Raw genomic sequence first — 17,196 nt, 5'->3', positions numbered from 1 at the left:
CGTCAGTAAGCTGACAGACCCTCATGAACGATCGAGTTCAGGCTCCTCTGGTTCGGACTGTGAGCCGGGGGAGCCTTGTGGTTGGTGTGGCGTCTGAGCGGTTCGGAAGGGATGGGGCGGGACATGTGTCACTGCCGCCTGTGGCGGGCCATGCACATTGAGCCGGGCGTAGGCATCGGGAAGGCGTTCGGGTGACTGAAACTGAGGACGACTGCTGGCGTCACCCCGTTTCGCGGACAACAGCCCCACGGAGATCAAATCAGCATGACGATTCTCTGTGGGGTGCCCTGCATCGTCATGGTTTCATGCCTCCTCGTCTTCATACTCGTCTTCGTATTCGTCTTCTGTTTCGTCCTCGGGGTATTCGTCCTCCGGTGCCTCTTCCTCTTCGTCTTCTTCGGGTTCTTCGTCCTCGTACTCGGCTTCTTCCTCTTCCAGTGCCTCTTCGTGCGTGCGCACCACCTCGCCCTGGCGGATCTCGCCGCGCCAGCCGTCGGCGTCCTCGTCCGAGAGGGTGACGTAGCGCTGGAAGTGTTTGGCGTCGAGCCGGAGTCGGCGGCCCTGGGCGCGCCAGATGTTGCCGGTTTTCTCGAAGAAGCCCGAAGGGTAGTACTCGACGACGAGCACGATGTGCGTGAGCGTGGGCGTGATCTCGTGGAAGCTGACGCAGCCTCGGGTGCTGCCTTTGGCGCCGTCCGAAGTCCACATGATGCGTTCGTCCGGGATCTGTTCTTGGATGGTGGCCTTCCAGGAACGGGTGGACGGACCCACCTTTACCTTCCAGTCACTGCTGGTTTCGTCACCTTGTGACACGCTGCGCACGCCTTTGGCGAAGGAGCTGAACTTCTCGAACCGGGTCCAGTGGTCGTAGGCGACGCGTACGGGGACGCCCACATCCAAATGCTCGATGATGGTCGTGACCTTGGGATTACCGGACTTGCTACCCTTGCCGCCGCCGAACAGGCTCGAAACCTTCTCGGCCGCGCTGTCCTTGATGTCTTTCGCCTTCTCGCCGATCAGGGCCTTGAGAGGTGAGTCCCCCTGGAGGACGCGGGCGCCGACTTTGGGGAGCACGCCGCCGTTCTCGGCCACGTCCAGCAACTGGTCGGTGAGGTCCTCCACTTTGGCGCCCGCCAGGTCCGCGAGATGCTCGACCTGCGCACCGGCGTAGTCGACGAGTTCGTCACGCAACCGGTCGAGGCCGGAGGGTTCGTCCCGCCCGGTCTTCTGTGCCGTCCTGGCCATGGCCTACCTCCGCCGCGTGGTGGACGCCCTTTTGGCCGCCGCCTTCTTCGGGGCGCTCTTCCTGGGGGCGGCTTTCTTCGCCGCGCTCTTCCTGGCCGGTGCGGCAGTCTTCCTCGCAGCGGCCTTTCTCGCTGGAGCCGCGGTTTTCTTGGCCGCGGTTTTCCTGGCCGGAGCCGCTCTTTTCGTGGTCGTCTTCTTCGCGGGCTGTGCCTTCTTGGCGGTGGTCTTACGCGCCGGCGCCTTTCGCGGCGTGGGGCGTGCGGACGGACGCTTGGCTGTGCGGCGGTGGCTGCGCGGCTCTTCCTGGGCGTCTTCAGCCCTGTGGCCGGGACGCCGACGCCTGGAGGTGGGCCTCTTGGCCCGGGGCTGTTCCTCTTCCTCTTCCGGCTCTTCTTCGCCGGGTTCCTCTTCCTCCCCGTCCTCTTCCTCTACGTTCTCGTACTCTTCTTCGGCCTCCGGCTCGTACTCGCCTTCCTCGCCTTGCTCTTGCCTCTCGCTTCCGATGCGTGAGGTCCGCTCGTGCAGGGCGTCCGCGAGGCCGCCGAGTTTGCGGTCGGCAGCTGCCGCTAGAGCCTTGCGGCCCGCGTCCTTGAATTCGCCTCGCACCTGCTCGTTGAGGTCGGCGACTTGGGGGATCTCCTGGAGCTTGCGGAGCCCGTCACTGAGCAGTTGCTGGGGTTCCAGGCCGAAACGGCGGCCCGCGAGATAGGTGGCCAGTCCGAAGGCGAGTCGCCCCTTCTTGGCCCGGCCGAGGACATAGCCGCCGGCGACTGCGGCAGCGAGAGCGATCTTCGTTGAATCGTTCATCGATCATTCCCTCCGGCGAGCCGCTGCGCGGTCGCACGGCGGCGCGCGGCCACCGGCGGCCCGTCGCGGCACACTTTCAAGGTGCATATGGTGAAATAGTACATTTGAGTGATGGGGGGTGCCGCTCCAGCAACGGAGTTGGGAACATGCCCGCCTCAGACAAGGACAGCACGGGGAGTGGCAGGCGCCCTTCCCACAGTGACGACACCACACGCCGTACCGGGCGCAGCCGGAAATCCGCCCGGCACTCGGCGGCCTGGGCCATGCGCTCCGCCGCCCGGCAACTGGAGGAACTCCTCGGACGCGCCCCCGAGTCGGTGTCGGCAATTAAGCCGACCGAGGAGGGGTGGGAGGCGGATGTCGAGGTACTCGAGCTGGAGCGAGTCCCCGAGACCACCAGCGTGCTCGGTACCTACCACGTCAGGCTGGACGCGGAGGGCGACCTGCTGGCGTACGAACGGACCCGCCGCTACACGCGCGGCCAGATCGACCGGCGTCGCTGATTTATGCACGTGGGGGTGGTGAAGGGAGGCGCCATGACTGTGGTGCCGCAGGGCGAAAGCAGCCTCTCGCGCGGTAGCACGAGCAGCCTGTACGACGTCCTGGACCTGATTCTGGACCGCGGCCTCGTCATAGACGTCTTCGTCCGTGTGTCCCTCGTCGGTATCGAGATACTCAAGATCGACGCCCGCATTGTCGTTGCCAGTGTGGACACCTACCTTCGCTTCGCCGAGGCCTGCAACCGCCTCGACCTCGAAACAGGTAGCAAACAGCCCACCCAGCTCACCGATCTCGTCGGCGAGATCACCGAAGGCGGGGCGGAGGGCAAGTCCAAGGGGGCTCTGACCGGCGCCGTCGAGGCCGTCAAGGACACCCTGACAGGTGACGGCGGTGAAGCGGATGACGCGGATGAAGACGAGGAGGACTACGGGGACGGCGAAGGTGAACAGGAGGAGCCCGAATACGAGGAGGAGCCCCGGCAGCAGCGTCGTCGACAGGCCAGGAGGGCTTCCCGGCGGCAGAGGGAGTGACCATGGCCGTCTACGTCTACTCCATCACTTCGAAGGACCACCCGATGCGGCTGGACGACCTCCACGGCGTCGGCGAGCCTTCCAGTCAACTGCGCACAGTGACAAACGGATCGCTGTGTGCGGTCGTCAGCGACGCACCCGAGGATCTGCGTGCCCGGCGACGTGATGTGCTGGCTCACCAGGAAGTCCAGGAGCGGCTGATGGCCGAGGGGGCCGTGCTGCCGCTGCAGTTCGGTATGACGGCCGAGAGTGACCAAGCCGTACGCGCAGCTCTGGAGGACAGGGCCGACGAATACCAGGAACGGCTGCGAAGCCTGGAAGGCGCCAGGGAGTACAACCTGAAGGTCTCCTGGGAGGAAGGGGCGCTGCTGCGCCGGATTCTGCTGGAGTCCGAGGAGGCCCGTGAACTGAACGCCGCCATTCGCGGCGGCAACGGCACCCCGCAGATGTCACTCGCGCTCGGCGAACTGGTCGCGGGGGAAGCCGAGGTTCGGCAACAGGCGCTCGCCACGGGCATCGTCGGGGCTCTGCGCCCGTACGCGCGCGACGAGACCCCCTCGCCCCCCGGCGGCCGTGACTTCCTGAACGTCTCCTTCCTGGTCCCTGCGGACGAGGAGGAAATGTTCCAAGCCGCGGGGATCAGACTGGCCAACCAACTGGGCGAGGAATGCGAGGTCCGACTACGCGGTCCTCTGCCCCCGTACAGTTTCGTCTGAGAGGCGCAGCTCATGGGCCTGCTGTCTCAGCTCCTCACCTTCCCGCTGGCGCCCGTGCGGGGCGTGGGCTGGGTTGTCGACCGGGTGATCGAGGCCGCCGAGCGGGAGTACTACGACCCCGAGCCCGTCGAGCGTGAACTGGCCGCGCTGGAGCGAGCACTGCTTGAGGGCCGCATCGATCAGAAGACCTTTGACGAGCATGAGGACCGGCTCCTCGACCGTCTGGAGGAGATCACAGCCTACTGGCGGGGCGACCCCGCTCCCTGAGGTGGAATCGAGGTGGCTGCGGTGTCGGAATCCCCCGCGAACCGGCTGAGCGCGTACCCGTCCAGGGCCACGGCCTCGTATGGCTATGGACAAGGCTCCTCCGCGAACCTGGCCGACATCCTCGAGCGCGTCCTGGACAAGGGGATCGTCATCGCCGGGGACATCCGGATCAATCTCCTGGACATCGAGTTGCTCACCGTCAAACTCCGGCTCATCGTCGCCTCCGTCGACAAAGCCAGGGAAATGGGAATTGACTGGTGGGAGCACGATCCGTCGCTTTCCTCCCGGCCTGGCGAGCGTGCGCTGGCCGAAGAGAACAGACGGTTGCACGCAGAGATCGAGACGCTGAAAGGCGAGCGTGAGCTGCCGCTGGACGAGGAGCGGACCGCCGCACTGCGCCGCCCGAGGTCCTCCACCACTCGACACCGGAACGGGGCTGCCGATGACTGAACCGGTCACCTATGCCTACGCCGTACTACGCACCGCAGACGGGCTTGCCGAGGCCCTGGGCGATGTGAAGGGCGTGGCGGGGGCGTCCGTTCGCCTGGTACGGGAAGAATTCGGGAGCGAACTGACGGCTGCTGTCAGTTCTGTGCCCGCCCAGGACTTCCAGGAGAGCGCCCTGCGACGCCATCTGGAGGACCTGGACTGGCTCGAGGCCGTCGCCCGCGCTCACCACGCGGTGATCGAGGCCCTGGCCGCACACACCACCGTCCTGCCCCTGCGGCTCGCCACGGTGTACCTGGACGACAAACGGGTGGGGACCATGCTGCGCGAGGAGGCGGACGGGCTCTCCCGCGCCCTTCGGCGGCTGGCAGGACATCTCGAATGGGGCGTGAAGATCTACGTGGAACCGCAGCCGGACGCACAGGCCACCGGTGAGGCGGGCGCGGTCGGCACGGCCGGCGGGCTCAGTCCGGGCCGGGCCTATCTGCGCGCTCGCCGCTCCCAGCGGCACTCGCGCGACGAGGCCTACAGGGCCGCCCGGCAGGCCGCCGAACGCGTCGAAGCGATCGGCCACACCATGGCGGCGGGTCACGCCCGGCACCGGGTACAGCAAGGAGAACTCGCCGCTGACGCCGGTGAGAACGTCGTCAACGACGCCTACCTCCTCTCGCGTGAGGCGGCGGCAGGCTTCCGCACGCGGGTGCTTGAGGTCGCCCAGGGACTGTCCGGCGTGCGGATCGACGTCACTGGACCCTGGGCGCCGTACTCCTTCGTCGCCCCGCCGGGCACGCAGTCATCCGCAACGGACCGGGCGCCATGAACGACGTGACGCACTCGCCCGAGGCCGAGCCGCTGGCGCAGCGCCAGGTGGCCCTCATCGACCTGCTCGACCGACTGCTGAGCGGCGGCGTCGTCCTCACCGGGGACGTGGTCCTGTCGATCGCCGACATCGACCTGGTGCGCATCTCACTGCGGGCCCTGATCGTCTCTGTGAGCGCCCAGAACCCGTCACCATGGATGACGCCGACACGCCCCGGGGAGGCGTCATGACGGGTGTGGTCGCCGGGGGCGGGCACACCGATCCGCCCGACCGTCTGGGCGAGATCGCCGAAGCGGCCGCCCGAGCCTGCCGGCTGCTGTCCGCGGTACCCGACGTCACCACACCGGCCCGTCCGTCACCGCGCCCCGCCCGCCGCATCAGCACCGACCCGGACACCGTCGAACGGGACCTGGTCCGGCTTGTCCTCACCCTGGTTGAACTGCTGCGGCAACTCATGGAGCGCCAGGCATTGCACCGTGTTGACCAGGGAGATCTCACCGAGGAGCAGGAAGAGCGGCTCGGTTCCACTCTCATGATCCTCCACGACCGGATGTCCGAGCTCTGCACCCGCTACGGCCTGACCATGGAGGACCTCAACTTGGACCTGGGCCCGCTCGGCCCCCTCCTTCCCCCTGATCCGCCTTGATCGCGCAAGTGACACCTTCCCTGAGCGGTCCCCCGGTCGTGATCACGCAATGGGTGCGACGCGTCCCTCACCGCAGTGACTGCTGTTTCCCTGCGAGATATGGGGTACCCGACGTGGGTGTCCACAACCTCCCATGGCTAGGAGAGTGAACGACGATGGCCGTAGAGAAGAAGGCCAAGGGCAAGATGGAAGAAGCCGCAGGCAAGACCAAAGAGGCGGTGGGACGCACCGTGGGCAACGAGCGGATGACAGCCGAAGGGCAGACGAAGAAGTCGAAGGGTGCAGCGCGTCAGGCCAAGGAGAAGGCCAAGGACGTATTCAAGCACTGATCAGGAAAGTCCTGGGCGGGATCCCTGAAATCCGGATCCCGCCCCTCTGTAGTCAAGTCGCACGTCACCAGTCTGATCCAGCAGGGCTCATGCCATGAAGAGGTCAGGATCGGAGGGGACGGCCAGGCCGGCAAAATCACCAGTAGTGACGTCGGCCGGCGACTGCGTGCCCCATGGACCCCATGGCCCACAAGGCGATTCCGACCACCGCCAGAATGAGGCCTATGGTCCACAGGATCGATATTCCTGTGACGAAACCGACTATGAGCAGAATGATCCCGAGTGCGATCATGGCGTGCCTCCTGCGGGTGGGTAACGGCTCCTTGTTCACGGGTTCCCGGAAAATGGTTCCTTTCATCGGCGGTGCGGGGAAAATCTGGAGCACACTCAATCCCTTCGTGGTGTCGATGGCCCGCCCGTTGGCGGCAGGGCGACCTCGTGAGCCGGCCCGTGAGGGCGCCTGGGTATCCATCGGCCTGTGACCGGGCCCCGTCGTCGGGCTTGGCCTTGTCCCCGACTGCCTCCCTAGGGGGAAGCAGCAGTGTTCGACGCTGGAGCGGCACTTCGGCCCTCAGCCGTCCTGCGCACGCGCCGAGTGACGTGCACCCGGTCTATGCATGCTCCTGGCTTTGGAGCATCGGGCGCCGGGTCCGGCCTCCGCGGGTGCGGTGCCGGGGGTGTCCGTCGGCCAGCCGTGTTCGGGCGACGGCGACGGTGAGCTGCCTTTGGACCGGGTCCGGCAGGGACGTGCCCTGCACGGTGGTGACCACGTCTTCGGCCAGGAGGTGCAGTTTGGTGTTGGTGTTCTGTGATGCCGCGACCAGTACGTTCCACGCCTCGTCGGCGTTCAGGCCGAAGGAGGCCATGAGGATGCCGCGTGCCAGGTCTATTTCCGGCCGGGTCCGCAGCGCACGCCGCAACTGGACCACCTCCGTCTGCAGGAGGCCGTCCTCGGGGTCCTCGCGCATCCGGCCGGGCCTGCCGGCGGCCGGGTGGGCGTGGTCGTGCGCGGGGGAGAAGAGGGGGTAGGTGTCGGTGTAGGTCAGCAGGCGTTCCGTGGCGGGGCTGGCGTCGGTGACAGTGATCGTTTTTCCCGTCGTGAGCGCGTCGCGGCGAGCGGTCAGGAGCACGTTGAGCGCGGAGCAGTCCACGAACATGAGTTCGCCGAGGTCGAGGTCCACCCCCTCCTCCGACTTCGCGAGGGCTTTGCTGAGGGCGTGCCTGAGGCGCTGACTGTTGTCGAGGCAGAACTTCCCGCTCACGGCGACGGTCACGCGGACGCCGGGCGGCCCCGCCTGCACGAGCAGAGTCGTGCAGGGCGACAGCGTGCCGTCGGTTTCGTCGCTTGCGGGGGGCCTGTTCTGGGGTGGTTGGTTCATGCTCGCCTCCTCCGCATGTCTCCTTCAGGCTCACTCGTACCCCATGAGGCGTCAAGCCCTGCACGAATCCAAGTTCGTACTTTGGAGTGCGTGAACGTGCAGTCGTACGATGGAGTCATGGCTGATGGAGTGCCCGAACCACACAACGGGTGGACGTTCGTGACCAATCACGCGCGGGTACTGGCCAGCATCGCCGACAACCACAGCGCGCGCGTCCGTGACATCGCGGCGCGCTGCCGGCTCACGGAACGCGCTGTCCAAAAGATCATCGTGGACCTGGAGCAGAACGGGTACCTGTCGCACACCCGGGTCGGCCGCGTCAATCGGTACAGCATCGACCCGGACAGGGTCCTTCGCCATCCGGCCGAGGCAGGCCTGACCGTGGCCTCCCTGCTGTCGGTGCTGGTCAGGGACGAGGACGAGCGCCGAGGTTTTGGCGACCACGTCCGGCCCGACACGTGAGGGCAGTGGTCAGCTGAGGGCAGGCGCGGCTTGCCTGTCGGGCTTGAGTCACGGGTCGGTCTCTGCGGATGAATGCCGCTGCCGGGGGGCCTCGGCTGAAGGTCCGCCCTCACCAATTTCTACTGGCTCCTGAGCAGTCCCAGAATGATGAAGGGGCATCAACGCCGCCGAGGCTGCGCTGGGCCTCATGGCGTCCGAGGAAAGGTTGATAGCGGGCTTGCTGGTCGAGGTTGCGAGGTGACACTGATGCGGGATTCACCCGACAAAGAGACGCCCAAGGCTAATGGCGGCGGCACGAAACGCCGGGACGCCGAACGTGAGCGGCGTTTTGACCCTGACGAACTGATACCTGCCTCAGGTGGAGAGATTTCCCCCGAAACCGTCGAACGGATAAGGCAGCGTATGGAAGAGCAGCGGGAGGCAGAAGGCGAGCAGCCATAGTCGTGGTGCCTGTGCCGACTGGCCGGGTGCCTCAGCCCTGGGTTTTGCCCGGGAGTCGTTCATCGGGCGACGAGGGCTTGGGAGCCGCCGTGGCTCACGCGTGTGCCGCGTCTGGGGTGGCGTGGTCGGCGATCCAGTGGTCGACGCGGGCCCACTGGGTGAGCAGCCACTCGCTGCGGGCATCGTCGCCCAGTGGGACGCGGCTCGCGGGTATGCGCCACCAGCGTGTTCGCACGCCGTCGCGGAGCGGCAGCCGGCTCCAAACGGTGCGCGCCGAGTGGACGACGTCGAGGCCGGTGTGGGCGACGAAGACCACGTCGGCCGCGGGCGCGGCGGCGATCGCGGCGAGTGCGCCGGCGTCCAGTGGTGGGAGGACATGGCGCATCTGTTCCGCGCGGGATGCCCGGCGCGGCAATCCCCGGCGGCGTAGTGAGGCGATCGCGCGCTGGCGGCGGCGCGGTGTGAAGTTGCCGCCCTCCGGAAAGATCACGAGGGCGTCGCCCGGCGTCAGCTGGGCCGCCAGGTCCCCGATCGCGTCTTCGGCGCGGCCGTCGAGGGGTGGGAGGAAGCAGTGGGGGACTCGCCCCATGAGGACGTCGAGAGCGGGGTCGGCGCGGAGCGTCCGCTTCAGAACGGTGTGCGGGCGCAACCCGGCCTGGCTGAGCAATATCTGGAGCAGCAGGAAGGAGTCGCCGACCCCGGCGTGCCGTACGAAGACCAGGACCGGTACCACGGCGTGTCCGGTCTCGCCTGGTGGCGGGGGCCTCACTTCCACCTGGAGCCGGAAGACTCGCTCGGCCGCGCGTCGTAGCAGCCGCAGCAGCCGTTCCAGCACGGCGAATGCGTCCGCGGCGCGTCGCTCCTCGCGGTTCTGTTTGTCGGGCAGCTGTCGCGCCCACAGAATGGCGGCGGCCATCAGTCCGGCCAAGTCCACCAGGAGGTAGAAGAGCGCGAAGCTGGTGATCCGCACCGGTTTCCACGGGCCGCGTGTGGCGAGAGAGACCGGCGCGCAGAGCACGCCTGCGGCGACGACGAGCGTGGCCACCGTCGGGATGAGGGCGAACAGCAGCGTGGCGGTGGCTGTGCGGCGCAGCCCGGTTACCAGTGCCCCGACCAGCCGCGTCGCGTGTCTTCGGGACGTACTCGCATTGGTCATGGCTCGCCGTCGGGTGTGCTGAGGGCGGTCTCGAGATAGCGGGAGGAGGCGGTGTAGGCGCGCTCGATGCGGTCGGCGGTCCGGCCGAAGCTGCGGTGGCGCAACTGCCGTAGGGTGGCTGTGCCTTCTTCGGGACCTGAGCCTGACGGCAGTACGCGGACTGTGACGCCGGGCGGCAGGTCCGCCATGTCGCGGGCGAATCGGTGTCTGCGAGCGATCTCGAACGCCACCAGGGCCACTTGCCAGGGGGCCCGCGGCGGGCAGAGGGCTTGCTCGATGCGGCCGACCTGCAGCACATAGACCTCGGTCGCACCGAGGGCCACCGCGCGGCCGACGGGGATGCTGTTGACCAGACCGCCGTCGACGTAGTGCTCGCCGTCAAGGGGGACGGGCGGTAGCAGCCCGGGTACTGCGCACGAAGCGAGCACGGCATCCACCAGCGGCCCGGCGGCGAACCAGTGCTCGGCGGCCCGCTCGATGTTCGCCGCCACGCACTGGAACGGCAGGGCCAGATCTTCGATGTCTGTCACCGGAAGGTGGGAGGAGAGCAGTTCGCGCAGCGGTGTGGGGTGGTACATGTGAGTGCCGCTGCGCACGACGGTGCTCATCCGCCTGAGCAGTGATCCGGAGAACACGCCGGCACGTCCAAGGCCGGTCCACAGGTCGGCGAGCCGGGCCACCGACGCCCGCGACGGGTCGGCGGCGACGGCTGCGCCGTTGATCGCGCCGACGGAGGTGCCGACGACGACGTCCGGGTGTACGGCGGCGGCGAAGAGCGCCTTGAGCATGCCGACCTCGTAGGCGCCGAGCGCACCGCCGCCGCCCAGCACGAAGGCGCGGGTCGGTGGGTGGGCTGGACGGCTGTCCTCCATGGCCGAAGGGTGCCCCGGTACGACGCCGTCAACCACCGGCGCGAGAGCCGGCGCCGGCATTCAGATGACCAGGACCCGGCGTCCGCGCGTGTGGCCGGACTGGCTGTCGATGTGCGCCGCCGCGGCCTCGGCCAGCGGGTACGACTTCTCGACCGGGATGTGCAGCTTCCCCCGCGAGATGAGGCCGACGGCCTCGGAGAGCGCTTCCGGCATGCTCCCGGCCACGCCGGAGAATCGGACACCGCGCGGCGGCGCACCGAGATCGGCAATGGAGATCACCTTCCGCGGATGCCCGGTCAGCCCGACAAGCTCCCGGATCACGCCCGAGCCGGCCAGATCGAGAGCCGCGTCGACATGTCCGAGCCGGCGCACCCGTTCGACCCAGCCCTCGCCGTACGTCGTGGCGAGGGCGCCCAGACCGCGCAGATAGTCCTGGTTCGCGGCCCCAGCCGTGCCGATCACCGTGATGCCACGGTCGCGGGCGATCTGCAGCACCGCCGATCCGACTCCCCCGGACGCGCCGCTGACCAGCAGCGTCTGCCCGGGCCGTACGCCGACCTCGCGGATGACGCGCAGCGCGGTCTCCACCACGGAGGGGTAACCAGCCGCCTCTTCGAATGTCAGCCCCTCGGGCATGAGGGCCCAGGCCGACAGCACGGCGAACTCGGCATAGGTACTTGAGCCTTCGCCGAACACGTGGTCGCCGACCCCGACCCCTTCCACGCCCTCGCCGACCTCGTCCACCACCCCGGAGGCGTCCAGCCCGACCCCGGAGGGCAACTCGACCGGATGAGCCCCCAGGATCTGGCCTTCACGGATCCTCCAGTCGACGGCATTCACGCCCGCCGCCCGCACGGCGATGCGTACCTGACCAGGGCCCGCGTGGGGCTCCTCGGCGTCCAGGAGCCGCAGTACGTCCGGGCCGCCGAACTCGGCGAAACTCACTCTCTTCATGCGACCGACCGTAACACTAGCCGTTAGGATTTAATATCTGTTCTGATTTTGCTTCTGGTAGCGTCAGACCATGACCGTGCCGCCTGGACGCCGTGAGCGCAAGAAAGCCGCAACTCGTCAGAAGATCGCCGACACCGCCCTCCGGCTCTTCCTGGAGCGCGGATTCGACGCGGTGGGCATCCGCGACGTGGCCGCCGAGGCCGACGTGGCCGTCACGACGGTCTTCTCCCACTTCGCCTCGAAAGAGGCCCTGGTGTTCGAGCAGGACGAAGACTTCGAGCAACGCCTCACGCAGGCGGTCACCGACCGGGCGCCCCACGAGCCGCTCATCCCCGCGCTGCGCCGCGAGGTCCAGGCGCTCGTGCGGCACTGCACGTCGGACAGCGCCACCCCGGTCTGGCGCATGATCGACGCATCACCCGCCCTGCGGGAGTACGAGGAGTCGATCAGACTTCGCCACGCGGAGGCGCTGGCAACGGCCATCGCCGCCGACCCCGACCTGTCACAGTCCACAACGGCCTGCCGGACGATCGCGAGGTTCGTGATCGACGCCTATTCACTGGCCCGTCAGGCGGCCGACCCGCAGACCGCGCTCGATGAGATCTTTCCGATGATCGAGGCAGCCTGGGCCGTCACCCGCCCGTCCTGTAACTCCATCATGGTCACGTGACGTTCCGCGTCGGTTACCGACCAGGGGACTGCGGAGGTTCTGGAGGTCGGGCAAAGCGCACGCGGATCTTCTCGAAGCCCTTGAAGGCCTCCGTGGTCGCGTACGACTGATAGGCGCGGCGGTCCCCCGGGCTCAGGCGCACCCGGTCGGTGAAAGGGGTCAGCAGGCTACGCGGCCACATCCGTCCTACCCCGACCGCGCTCACCTCCACCGTGCTCAGGAAGATCAGTGCGCCCAGGTAGAGCCAGGCCAGCAGGCCGAGGACGATACCGAACATCCCGTAGGTCGCTGTGGCTCCCCGGAGTACATGGCTGACGTAGTAGGAGCCGGCCCACTGCACGAGCTGCCAGGCGCAGGCGCCGCCGAGAGCCGCCCGGGCCAGTCGACGCAGCGGCAGCTCGCGCTGGGTCAGGACCCGCTGGCTCAGCACGATCAGTCCGGTGTTCAGCACGACCGCCCCGGCGACCGCGGCGACCCGCGCCCCGGCCGCCGGGCGGGTGCCGAACACCGTTGCGGCCGCCACCGCCGAGGACAGCAGCGTGGTCACGCACAGTCCGGTCCCCAGGATCACCAGGAACACAAGCCCCTTCAGCCGGGAACGGAGTGGGTCCGGCCGGGCGTGGCGGGGCACGGCCCAGATCTTGTTCAGCGCGTACTGGGCAGCCTGCCCCACGTTCAAGGCGCCGTACAGAGTGCCGATGACGCCTGCCGCGAGGGCGAGTCCGCTGCCGTGCAGGGGGTGAACACTGTGGCCCAACTGGTCACCGATGACGGGGAACTCGGCCAGCGCCGAGTCGAGGACATGCTTCCGCAGGCCGGGATCGCCACTGAGCAGGGTGCCAAGGACGGCCACCAGGATCAGCAGGAGCGGGAAGAGGGACACGAAGGCGTAGTAAGCGAGCAGGGCTGCGAGATAGCTGCCCTGGTCGTCGAAGAACTTGTAGAGCACAGCCAGCGGGAACCCCACCCAGCGATGCCGACGCTGGTATGCGTCCACGCGCGCGACGACTTCCATGGGACAACGAGTACCCTGCCCGCATCGCCATATGAGCGCCGGCCCGGGCACTCAGCCTGTGCAGGTCAGAACGCCATGCCTCCTGCTGCCGCGCTCTGGGTGACCGGACCACCACGGTTGCCTCTCTCCGAGCGAGTAGCCGTCCTCGGGGTCGCCCCGATGCACCAAGAATCTGTCAGCTCATGCAGCCGCCTGACCAGCCGATTCTGCCACTAACTGTGCGGGGAGGTTCGGCAGGACGTCGCCCTAGCGCCGCCGAGGACGGTGCCGCACCGCCAAACCGGCCGCAGCCGTGGCCGCCGCGACTCCGGCCAAGGCGAGCGCGTCGTGGTGACGAGAGGCCCATGGCTGCGGCGCGCGCGATGCCGCCCGTTCGCCGAAGCGGCCGTGCGCGCCGAAGTCCCTCCCGTCGATGCCGTCCAGCGGCTGCCAGAGGTTGTCGCGGCTGCCGGGCGGCTTCGGCTCGTCAGTCATCTGTGAGTCGTAGCCGGTCCGGGCCAGATAGTGGTCGAGCAGGCCGGGTGCCACGGCATTGGCGAGCAGTGTGCCCACGGTGCTCGCGCCGACCCAGTACTCACGCCTGCGCGGGCGACCGGCGGCGTGCACCACAGCACGGGCGGCGAGTTCGGGTTGGTAGATCGGCGGAACGGGCTGTGGACGGTACGGCATCCGGCTCAACGACCAGTCGAACTGGGGGGTGTTGAGGGCCGGCAGCTGGACCATGGTGACCGACACCCCGCTGCGGCGGTGCAGGAGTTCGCAGCGCACTGCCTCGTTCCATCCTTGGATCGCGTGCTTGGCGCCGCAGTAGGCGGATTGCAGGGGGATGCCGCGGTAGGCGAGCGCCGAGCCGACCTGTACGACGACGCCGTGGTCGCGCGGCAGCATCCGGCGCAGGGCTGCCTGCGTGCCGTACACGTAACCGAGGTAGCAGACCTCGGTGACCCGGCGGAACTCGTCCGGCTCGATGTCGGTGAACTCCGCGAACACCGTGGTGAAGGCGTCGTTGACCCAGACGTCGATCGGGCCGAGTTCCCGTTCGACCCGTGCTGCCACGTTCTCCACGGCACGGGGATCGGCGACGTCCGCTTCCAGTGGCAGCGCCGTTCCGCCGGCGCGGCGTATCTCGTCGGCTGCGGCGTCCAGCCCGGTTCGGCCGCGTGCCACGAGCGCCACGCGGTCGCCCCGTGCGGCGAACGCCCGTGCGGCGGCCCGGCCGACGCCCCCGCTGGCTCCGGTGACCACGACGACCCGTGGGCTCTGCGACCCATGACCGGACCGTTGGAACATGGCTGCTGCCTCCGTTTCTCGCCCCTGTCACGGGTCTGACGACCGGTACCCCTTGTGGCGGGACCGCCGGCACAGGAACAGTCGTGCACTTGCGGAGTAACCCTCAGGTGCGTCCGAAAACCTCCCGCCGCTGGCCGAGGTCACACCTGCAGGATGGTGCCGACCAGGGCCGACGCACCTGCAGACACAGTTGCATGTCGGCTGGGGCGCGTGTTTCTTGGACGTCAGAGCCCGGTCCGGCCCGCGGTCGGGGAGCGCAGCGCGTTCGACGGGTCGCCGAGCCTCCGTGCCGCGATCCGGACGCGGTTCTCAGCTCAGGTTGCAGTGCCTTTCTGCGCTGTGGGTGTCCGGATCCGCCGCATGATCCACGCCCTGGCCCCGTCGGGTGACTCGTCCCGACCCGCACACGTTCTGTCCGATCACGCGAGGTCGTCCAAGTGGCGTCGTGCCCTGTCGAGGGAGCGGCGGCAGCAGCTCAGGTCCTTCCATGGGTTTGCGCGCTTGTCCAGGCGTTCAGGGAGGGTGCGCGGGGTCCAGCGCCGCGGGCCCAGCTCCGGGTCGTCAAGCTCCGTCCACGCCAGCGGGGTGGCGACCGGGGCGTGCGGGCGGGCGTGCACGGCGCAGGGGGCGACCGAAGTCTGGGCGTAGGCGTTGCGCTGGGTGTCCAGGTAGAGGCGGCCCCGGCGCTTGTTCTTGCGTGCCTCCGTCGTCAGCCGGTCGCTGTGCCGCGCCGCGAGCAGGTCGGCAATGCGCCGGGCGAAGTGCCGAGCAGTGTCGAAGTCCGTGGTCCGGTCGAGCTGCACCAGGAGGTGCAGGCCGCGTGATCCCGTCGTCATCAGCGCGGGCCGCAGCCCCAGCTCGGTGAGCAGGTCGCCCAGCCGGCGCGCGCCCCACCGGACGCTCTCGAAGCCATCGCGTGCGCTGTCAGACGGGTCGAGGTCGAAGACCAGCCGGTCGGGGCAGTCCAGGCAGTCCGCGGAGCTCAGCCAGGGGTGCGGGGTGATACACGCCTGGTTTGCCAGATAGACGAGGGTGGCCGTGTCGTCACAGACGGCCATGGTGAGACGGCCCTCCTCCTTGGGCACGCGCACCGTGCGGATCCAGTCGGGGAAGTAGTCGGGAACGTCCTTGTGGTAGAACGACTTTCCCCCGTAGCCGTCCGGGTAGCGCTCCATCACCAGCGGGCGGCCCTTGAGGTGGCTCAGCAGCATCAGGGGCGCGATGCCACGGTAGTAGTCGATCATCTCGGCCTTGGTGATGCCGTCGTCCGGGAACAGCTCCTTGTCCGGGTTCGATAGCGGCACAGTGCGGCTGCCGACCCGTATCTCCTCCCGGGTCTTCGCCCTGGTTTTCATGAGTCTTCCTCGGGAAGTCTCCAGGCCGCTTCCGCGGGATGCACGTCGCGGCCTCGTCGGTGAGCAGTCCGGTGCAGAGGCGATGGCGGAGCTTGCCGTCATCAGTCCATCGCGCGCATCCCACAGGACCGACCAGGTCCGTCAGCGATGTGGAGACAGACATCCCCATGCACCCCCTCCGCGGGGTGAACGGCTGGTCGCCTCTTCCGGGTGCCCGACGGACCCGACGCCATGCGCACGAAGGACTCGGTCACAGTGCGCTACACGGTCATGACGACGAGCAGCACTGCCGTCCCGACGGCGAGCCAGGCGACGTAGTCACCGAGGTGTCCCGAGTGCAGTCGGCGCAGGGGCACGATCGCGCGCTGTCCCACGCCTTCACAGACGGCAGCGACCCGGCCCAACGGCGGTGACCGCAGCGCGGGCCCCCACACGGCGGCCATGGCGAGGGGCACCGCCAGGACGGTCGAGGCAAGCGCGAGGAGCATGCCCTCGGCGCTCCAGCCGACGTCCGGAACCGGCGCGGACGGTGCGATGGTGTGGCCGTGGATCGCCGCCGTCGTATAGGCAGTGCGGTCGGTGAACTGCCGGGCGGCATGGGCGAGGGCGGCGCCGAGGCCGGGGAGCAGCCCGACAGCGAGCGCGGCGGCGAGGAGTACGGCGGGCACGACGAGCATGGGGACGGGGATCCGGCGCTGCGGATCGCGGATCTCCGGTTCCTCACCGCTACCGGTGGTCTCCGTACCGGCGTACCGGTCGCGCGGCCGGGGCCCGGCGCCGGCGAAGATCCGGGCGGCGGCCCGCAGCACGGCTCCGCCGGTGAGGGCCGAGACCAGCACGAACACTGCGGGCAGCCAAGGGAATTCGTCCTCACCGGCATGCTCGGCGACAGCCTTGCCGAGGGCTGTCCCGAACGGCGGCAGACCGGCGAGCCCGAGGCCGCCCACGGCGAACAGCGCGCCGACGAATGGCAGATCGCGGCCGCGCCGGTACAGCCCGTGCTCGTCGACGGAGCTGTGCCGGTCGAGGAGGACACCGGTCGTGGCGAAGAGGGCCGCCTTCACTCCGGCGTGGGCGGCGACGTACAGCGCCGTGCCGGCCGTCGCGGCGGGGGTGAGCAGTGCCGCACCGGTGAGGAAGAGGCCGACGTGCCCGACGGTGGAGAAGGCGAGAAGCCGCTTGAGGTGGCGTTGTTGCCAGCACATCACGGCCCCCACCAGTGCCGTCAGCACCCCGGCGGCCACGAACACGGCGCGCAGGTGGGCGTGCGCGATGCCGTGCGGTCCGGAGAAGA

Annotated in this window: 23 protein-coding genes; 12 read left to right on the top strand and 11 right to left on the bottom strand. The window is 68.5% G+C overall.

Annotation, left to right across the window (positions count from 1 at the left end; all coding sequences use genetic code 11):
• Window positions 1-303 precede the first annotated feature (303 nt).
• Both BIV25_RS42040 and BIV25_RS48570 read right to left on the bottom strand, forming a co-directional pair.
• Window positions 304-1,245, bottom strand: a complete 942-nt coding sequence (locus BIV25_RS42040; RefSeq protein ID WP_071377858.1) for an SRPBCC family protein — start codon at window positions 1,243-1,245, stop codon at window positions 304-306.
• A 3-nt stretch (window positions 1,246-1,248) separates the two neighbouring features.
• On the bottom strand, window positions 1,249-2,052 hold the full coding sequence (locus BIV25_RS48570) for a hypothetical protein (protein WP_079177226.1): 804 nt from the start codon (window positions 2,050-2,052) through the stop codon (window positions 1,249-1,251).
• A 146-nt stretch (window positions 2,053-2,198) separates the two neighbouring features.
• Between BIV25_RS48570 and BIV25_RS42030 the strand changes: the two genes are divergently transcribed.
• The 9 genes from BIV25_RS42030 (at window position 2,199) to BIV25_RS41990 (ending at window position 6,308) form a co-directional block, all read left to right on the top strand.
• On the top strand, window positions 2,199-2,555 hold the full coding sequence (locus BIV25_RS42030) for a gas vesicle protein (RefSeq protein ID WP_071377856.1): 357 nt from the start codon (window positions 2,199-2,201) through the stop codon (window positions 2,553-2,555).
• Between the two features lie 33 nt (window positions 2,556-2,588).
• Window positions 2,589-3,083 carry a gas vesicle structural protein GvpA gene (locus BIV25_RS42025; RefSeq protein ID WP_071377855.1) on the top strand — a complete coding sequence of 165 codons (495 nt, stop codon included), beginning with the start codon at window positions 2,589-2,591 and terminating at the stop codon, window positions 3,081-3,083.
• A gap of 2 nt (window positions 3,084-3,085) precedes the next feature.
• A complete protein-coding gene (locus BIV25_RS42020; protein WP_071377854.1) occupies window positions 3,086-3,799 on the top strand; it encodes a GvpL/GvpF family gas vesicle protein in 714 nt (237 codons plus the stop codon).
• A 12-nt stretch (window positions 3,800-3,811) separates the two neighbouring features.
• A complete protein-coding gene (locus BIV25_RS42015) occupies window positions 3,812-4,066 on the top strand; it encodes a gas vesicle protein GvpG (protein ID WP_071377853.1) in 255 nt (84 codons plus the stop codon).
• Window positions 4,067-4,078: 12 nt separating this feature from the next.
• Window positions 4,079-4,516, top strand: coding sequence for a gas vesicle protein (locus BIV25_RS42010; RefSeq protein ID WP_371273136.1), 438 nt, complete (start codon window positions 4,079-4,081; stop codon window positions 4,514-4,516).
• A complete protein-coding gene (locus tag BIV25_RS42005; RefSeq protein WP_071377852.1) occupies window positions 4,509-5,333 on the top strand; it encodes a GvpL/GvpF family gas vesicle protein in 825 nt (274 codons plus the stop codon). Before BIV25_RS42010 ends, BIV25_RS42005 begins: the two co-directional genes overlap by 8 nt.
• Window positions 5,330-5,563, top strand: coding sequence for a gas vesicle protein (locus BIV25_RS42000; protein WP_071377851.1), 234 nt, complete (start codon window positions 5,330-5,332; stop codon window positions 5,561-5,563). Before BIV25_RS42005 ends, BIV25_RS42000 begins: the two co-directional genes overlap by 4 nt.
• On the top strand, window positions 5,560-5,979 hold the full coding sequence (locus tag BIV25_RS41995) for a gas vesicle protein K (RefSeq protein ID WP_071377850.1): 420 nt from the start codon (window positions 5,560-5,562) through the stop codon (window positions 5,977-5,979). Before BIV25_RS42000 ends, BIV25_RS41995 begins: the two co-directional genes overlap by 4 nt.
• Window positions 5,980-6,134: 155 nt before the next feature.
• Window positions 6,135-6,308, top strand: coding sequence for a CsbD family protein (locus tag BIV25_RS41990; protein ID WP_071377849.1), 174 nt, complete (start codon window positions 6,135-6,137; stop codon window positions 6,306-6,308).
• A gap of 136 nt (window positions 6,309-6,444) precedes the next feature.
• Here BIV25_RS41990 and BIV25_RS53770 read toward each other — a convergent pair whose 3' ends face one another.
• Together BIV25_RS53770 and BIV25_RS41985 are read right to left on the bottom strand one after the other, a co-directional pair.
• Entirely contained in the window at window positions 6,445-6,600 is a 156-nt protein-coding gene (locus BIV25_RS53770; protein WP_143076795.1) for a DUF6131 family protein, read from the bottom strand.
• A gap of 319 nt (window positions 6,601-6,919) precedes the next feature.
• Window positions 6,920-7,687: an ANTAR domain-containing protein gene (locus BIV25_RS41985; RefSeq protein WP_071377848.1), complete on the bottom strand. Its 768-nt coding sequence runs from the start codon at window positions 7,685-7,687 to the stop codon at window positions 6,920-6,922.
• 117 nt (window positions 7,688-7,804) lie between these two features.
• On the opposite strand from BIV25_RS41985, the gene BIV25_RS41980 reads away from it, so the two are divergent.
• Both BIV25_RS41980 and BIV25_RS50605 read left to right on the top strand, forming a co-directional pair.
• Window positions 7,805-8,149: a helix-turn-helix domain-containing protein gene (locus tag BIV25_RS41980; protein ID WP_071377847.1), complete on the top strand. Its 345-nt coding sequence runs from the start codon at window positions 7,805-7,807 to the stop codon at window positions 8,147-8,149.
• Between the two features lie 237 nt (window positions 8,150-8,386).
• A complete protein-coding gene (locus BIV25_RS50605) occupies window positions 8,387-8,590 on the top strand; it encodes a hypothetical protein (protein WP_143076794.1) in 204 nt (67 codons plus the stop codon).
• A 94-nt stretch (window positions 8,591-8,684) separates the two neighbouring features.
• Here the strand turns inward: BIV25_RS50605 and BIV25_RS41975 are convergent, their stop codons facing one another.
• Genes BIV25_RS41975 through BIV25_RS41965 form a run of 3 tightly spaced genes read right to left on the bottom strand, consistent with a single transcriptional unit; the run spans window position 8,685 to window position 11,572 of the window.
• Window positions 8,685-9,746, bottom strand: a complete 1,062-nt coding sequence (locus BIV25_RS41975) for a 1-acyl-sn-glycerol-3-phosphate acyltransferase (RefSeq protein ID WP_071377846.1) — start codon at window positions 9,744-9,746, stop codon at window positions 8,685-8,687.
• The gene (locus tag BIV25_RS41970) at window positions 9,743-10,618 is read right to left on the bottom strand and encodes a patatin-like phospholipase family protein (protein ID WP_071377845.1); all 876 of its coding nucleotides are present in this window, start codon (window positions 10,616-10,618) and stop codon (window positions 9,743-9,745) included. Before BIV25_RS41970 ends, BIV25_RS41975 begins: the two co-directional genes overlap by 4 nt.
• Before the next feature lie 60 nt (window positions 10,619-10,678).
• Window positions 10,679-11,572: an NADP-dependent oxidoreductase gene (locus BIV25_RS41965; RefSeq protein WP_071377844.1), complete on the bottom strand. Its 894-nt coding sequence runs from the start codon at window positions 11,570-11,572 to the stop codon at window positions 10,679-10,681.
• A 70-nt stretch (window positions 11,573-11,642) separates the two neighbouring features.
• On the opposite strand from BIV25_RS41965, the gene BIV25_RS41960 reads away from it, so the two are divergent.
• Complete coding sequence (locus tag BIV25_RS41960) at window positions 11,643-12,242, top strand: TetR/AcrR family transcriptional regulator (RefSeq protein WP_071377843.1); 600 nt, start codon at window positions 11,643-11,645, stop codon at window positions 12,240-12,242.
• A gap of 13 nt (window positions 12,243-12,255) precedes the next feature.
• On the opposite strand, the gene BIV25_RS41955 is transcribed toward BIV25_RS41960, so the two are convergent.
• The 4 genes from BIV25_RS41955 to BIV25_RS41940 all read right to left on the bottom strand — a co-directional run.
• A complete protein-coding gene (locus tag BIV25_RS41955; RefSeq protein ID WP_071377842.1) occupies window positions 12,256-13,257 on the bottom strand; it encodes a YihY/virulence factor BrkB family protein in 1,002 nt (333 codons plus the stop codon).
• Between the two features lie 246 nt (window positions 13,258-13,503).
• The gene (locus BIV25_RS41950; protein ID WP_071377841.1) at window positions 13,504-14,547 is read right to left on the bottom strand and encodes an SDR family oxidoreductase; all 1,044 of its coding nucleotides are present in this window, start codon (window positions 14,545-14,547) and stop codon (window positions 13,504-13,506) included.
• Window positions 14,548-14,966: 419 nt separating this feature from the next.
• The gene (gene ligD, locus BIV25_RS41945) at window positions 14,967-15,902 is read right to left on the bottom strand and encodes a non-homologous end-joining DNA ligase (protein WP_071377840.1); all 936 of its coding nucleotides are present in this window, start codon (window positions 15,900-15,902) and stop codon (window positions 14,967-14,969) included.
• Window positions 15,903-16,162: 260 nt separating this feature from the next.
• Window positions 16,163-17,196 (bottom strand): proton-conducting transporter membrane subunit (locus tag BIV25_RS41940; RefSeq protein WP_305729342.1); only part of this gene is annotated, 1,034 nt, incomplete at its 5' end.

The organism is Streptomyces sp. MUSC 14 (genome assembly GCF_001866675.1).
In the GTDB taxonomy this organism is placed as follows: domain Bacteria; phylum Actinomycetota; class Actinomycetes; order Streptomycetales; family Streptomycetaceae; genus Streptomyces.
The sequence above is the reverse complement of the archived record's forward strand: the minus strand, read 5'-3'. Positions and strand labels throughout refer to the sequence as shown.

Bases quoted from the DNA above. Each gene is read 5' to 3' on its own strand.
- BIV25_RS42005 (WP_071377852.1), top strand. From the start codon at position 4,509: ATGACTGAACCGGTCACCTATGCCTACGCCGTACTACGCACCGCAGAC.
- BIV25_RS53770 (WP_143076795.1), bottom strand. From the start codon at position 6,600: ATGATCGCACTCGGGATCATTCTGCTCATAGTCGGTTTCGTCACAGGA.
- BIV25_RS41975 (WP_071377846.1), bottom strand. From the start codon at position 9,746: ATGACCAATGCGAGTACGTCCCGAAGACACGCGACGCGGCTGGTCGGG.
- BIV25_RS42020 (WP_071377854.1), top strand. From the start codon at position 3,086: ATGGCCGTCTACGTCTACTCCATCACTTCGAAGGACCACCCGATGCGG.
- BIV25_RS42015 (WP_071377853.1), top strand. From the start codon at position 3,812: ATGGGCCTGCTGTCTCAGCTCCTCACCTTCCCGCTGGCGCCCGTGCGG.
- BIV25_RS41960 (WP_071377843.1), top strand. From the start codon at position 11,643: ATGACCGTGCCGCCTGGACGCCGTGAGCGCAAGAAAGCCGCAACTCGT.
- BIV25_RS41980 (WP_071377847.1), top strand. From the start codon at position 7,805: ATGGCTGATGGAGTGCCCGAACCACACAACGGGTGGACGTTCGTGACC.
- BIV25_RS42000 (WP_071377851.1), top strand. From the start codon at position 5,330: ATGAACGACGTGACGCACTCGCCCGAGGCCGAGCCGCTGGCGCAGCGC.
- BIV25_RS41950 (WP_071377841.1), bottom strand. From the start codon at position 14,547: ATGTTCCAACGGTCCGGTCATGGGTCGCAGAGCCCACGGGTCGTCGTG.
- BIV25_RS42040 (WP_071377858.1), bottom strand. From the start codon at position 1,245: ATGGCCAGGACGGCACAGAAGACCGGGCGGGACGAACCCTCCGGCCTC.
- BIV25_RS48570 (WP_079177226.1), bottom strand. From the start codon at position 2,052: ATGAACGATTCAACGAAGATCGCTCTCGCTGCCGCAGTCGCCGGCGGC.
- BIV25_RS41995 (WP_071377850.1), top strand. From the start codon at position 5,560: ATGACGGGTGTGGTCGCCGGGGGCGGGCACACCGATCCGCCCGACCGT.
- ligD (WP_071377840.1), bottom strand. From the start codon at position 15,902: ATGAAAACCAGGGCGAAGACCCGGGAGGAGATACGGGTCGGCAGCCGC.
- BIV25_RS42025 (WP_071377855.1), top strand. From the start codon at position 2,589: ATGACTGTGGTGCCGCAGGGCGAAAGCAGCCTCTCGCGCGGTAGCACG.
- BIV25_RS41970 (WP_071377845.1), bottom strand. From the start codon at position 10,618: ATGGAGGACAGCCGTCCAGCCCACCCACCGACCCGCGCCTTCGTGCTG.
- BIV25_RS41965 (WP_071377844.1), bottom strand. From the start codon at position 11,572: ATGAAGAGAGTGAGTTTCGCCGAGTTCGGCGGCCCGGACGTACTGCGG.
- BIV25_RS41990 (WP_071377849.1), top strand. From the start codon at position 6,135: ATGGCCGTAGAGAAGAAGGCCAAGGGCAAGATGGAAGAAGCCGCAGGC.
- BIV25_RS42030 (WP_071377856.1), top strand. From the start codon at position 2,199: ATGCCCGCCTCAGACAAGGACAGCACGGGGAGTGGCAGGCGCCCTTCC.
- BIV25_RS41985 (WP_071377848.1), bottom strand. From the start codon at position 7,687: ATGAACCAACCACCCCAGAACAGGCCCCCCGCAAGCGACGAAACCGAC.
- BIV25_RS41955 (WP_071377842.1), bottom strand. From the start codon at position 13,257: ATGGAAGTCGTCGCGCGCGTGGACGCATACCAGCGTCGGCATCGCTGG.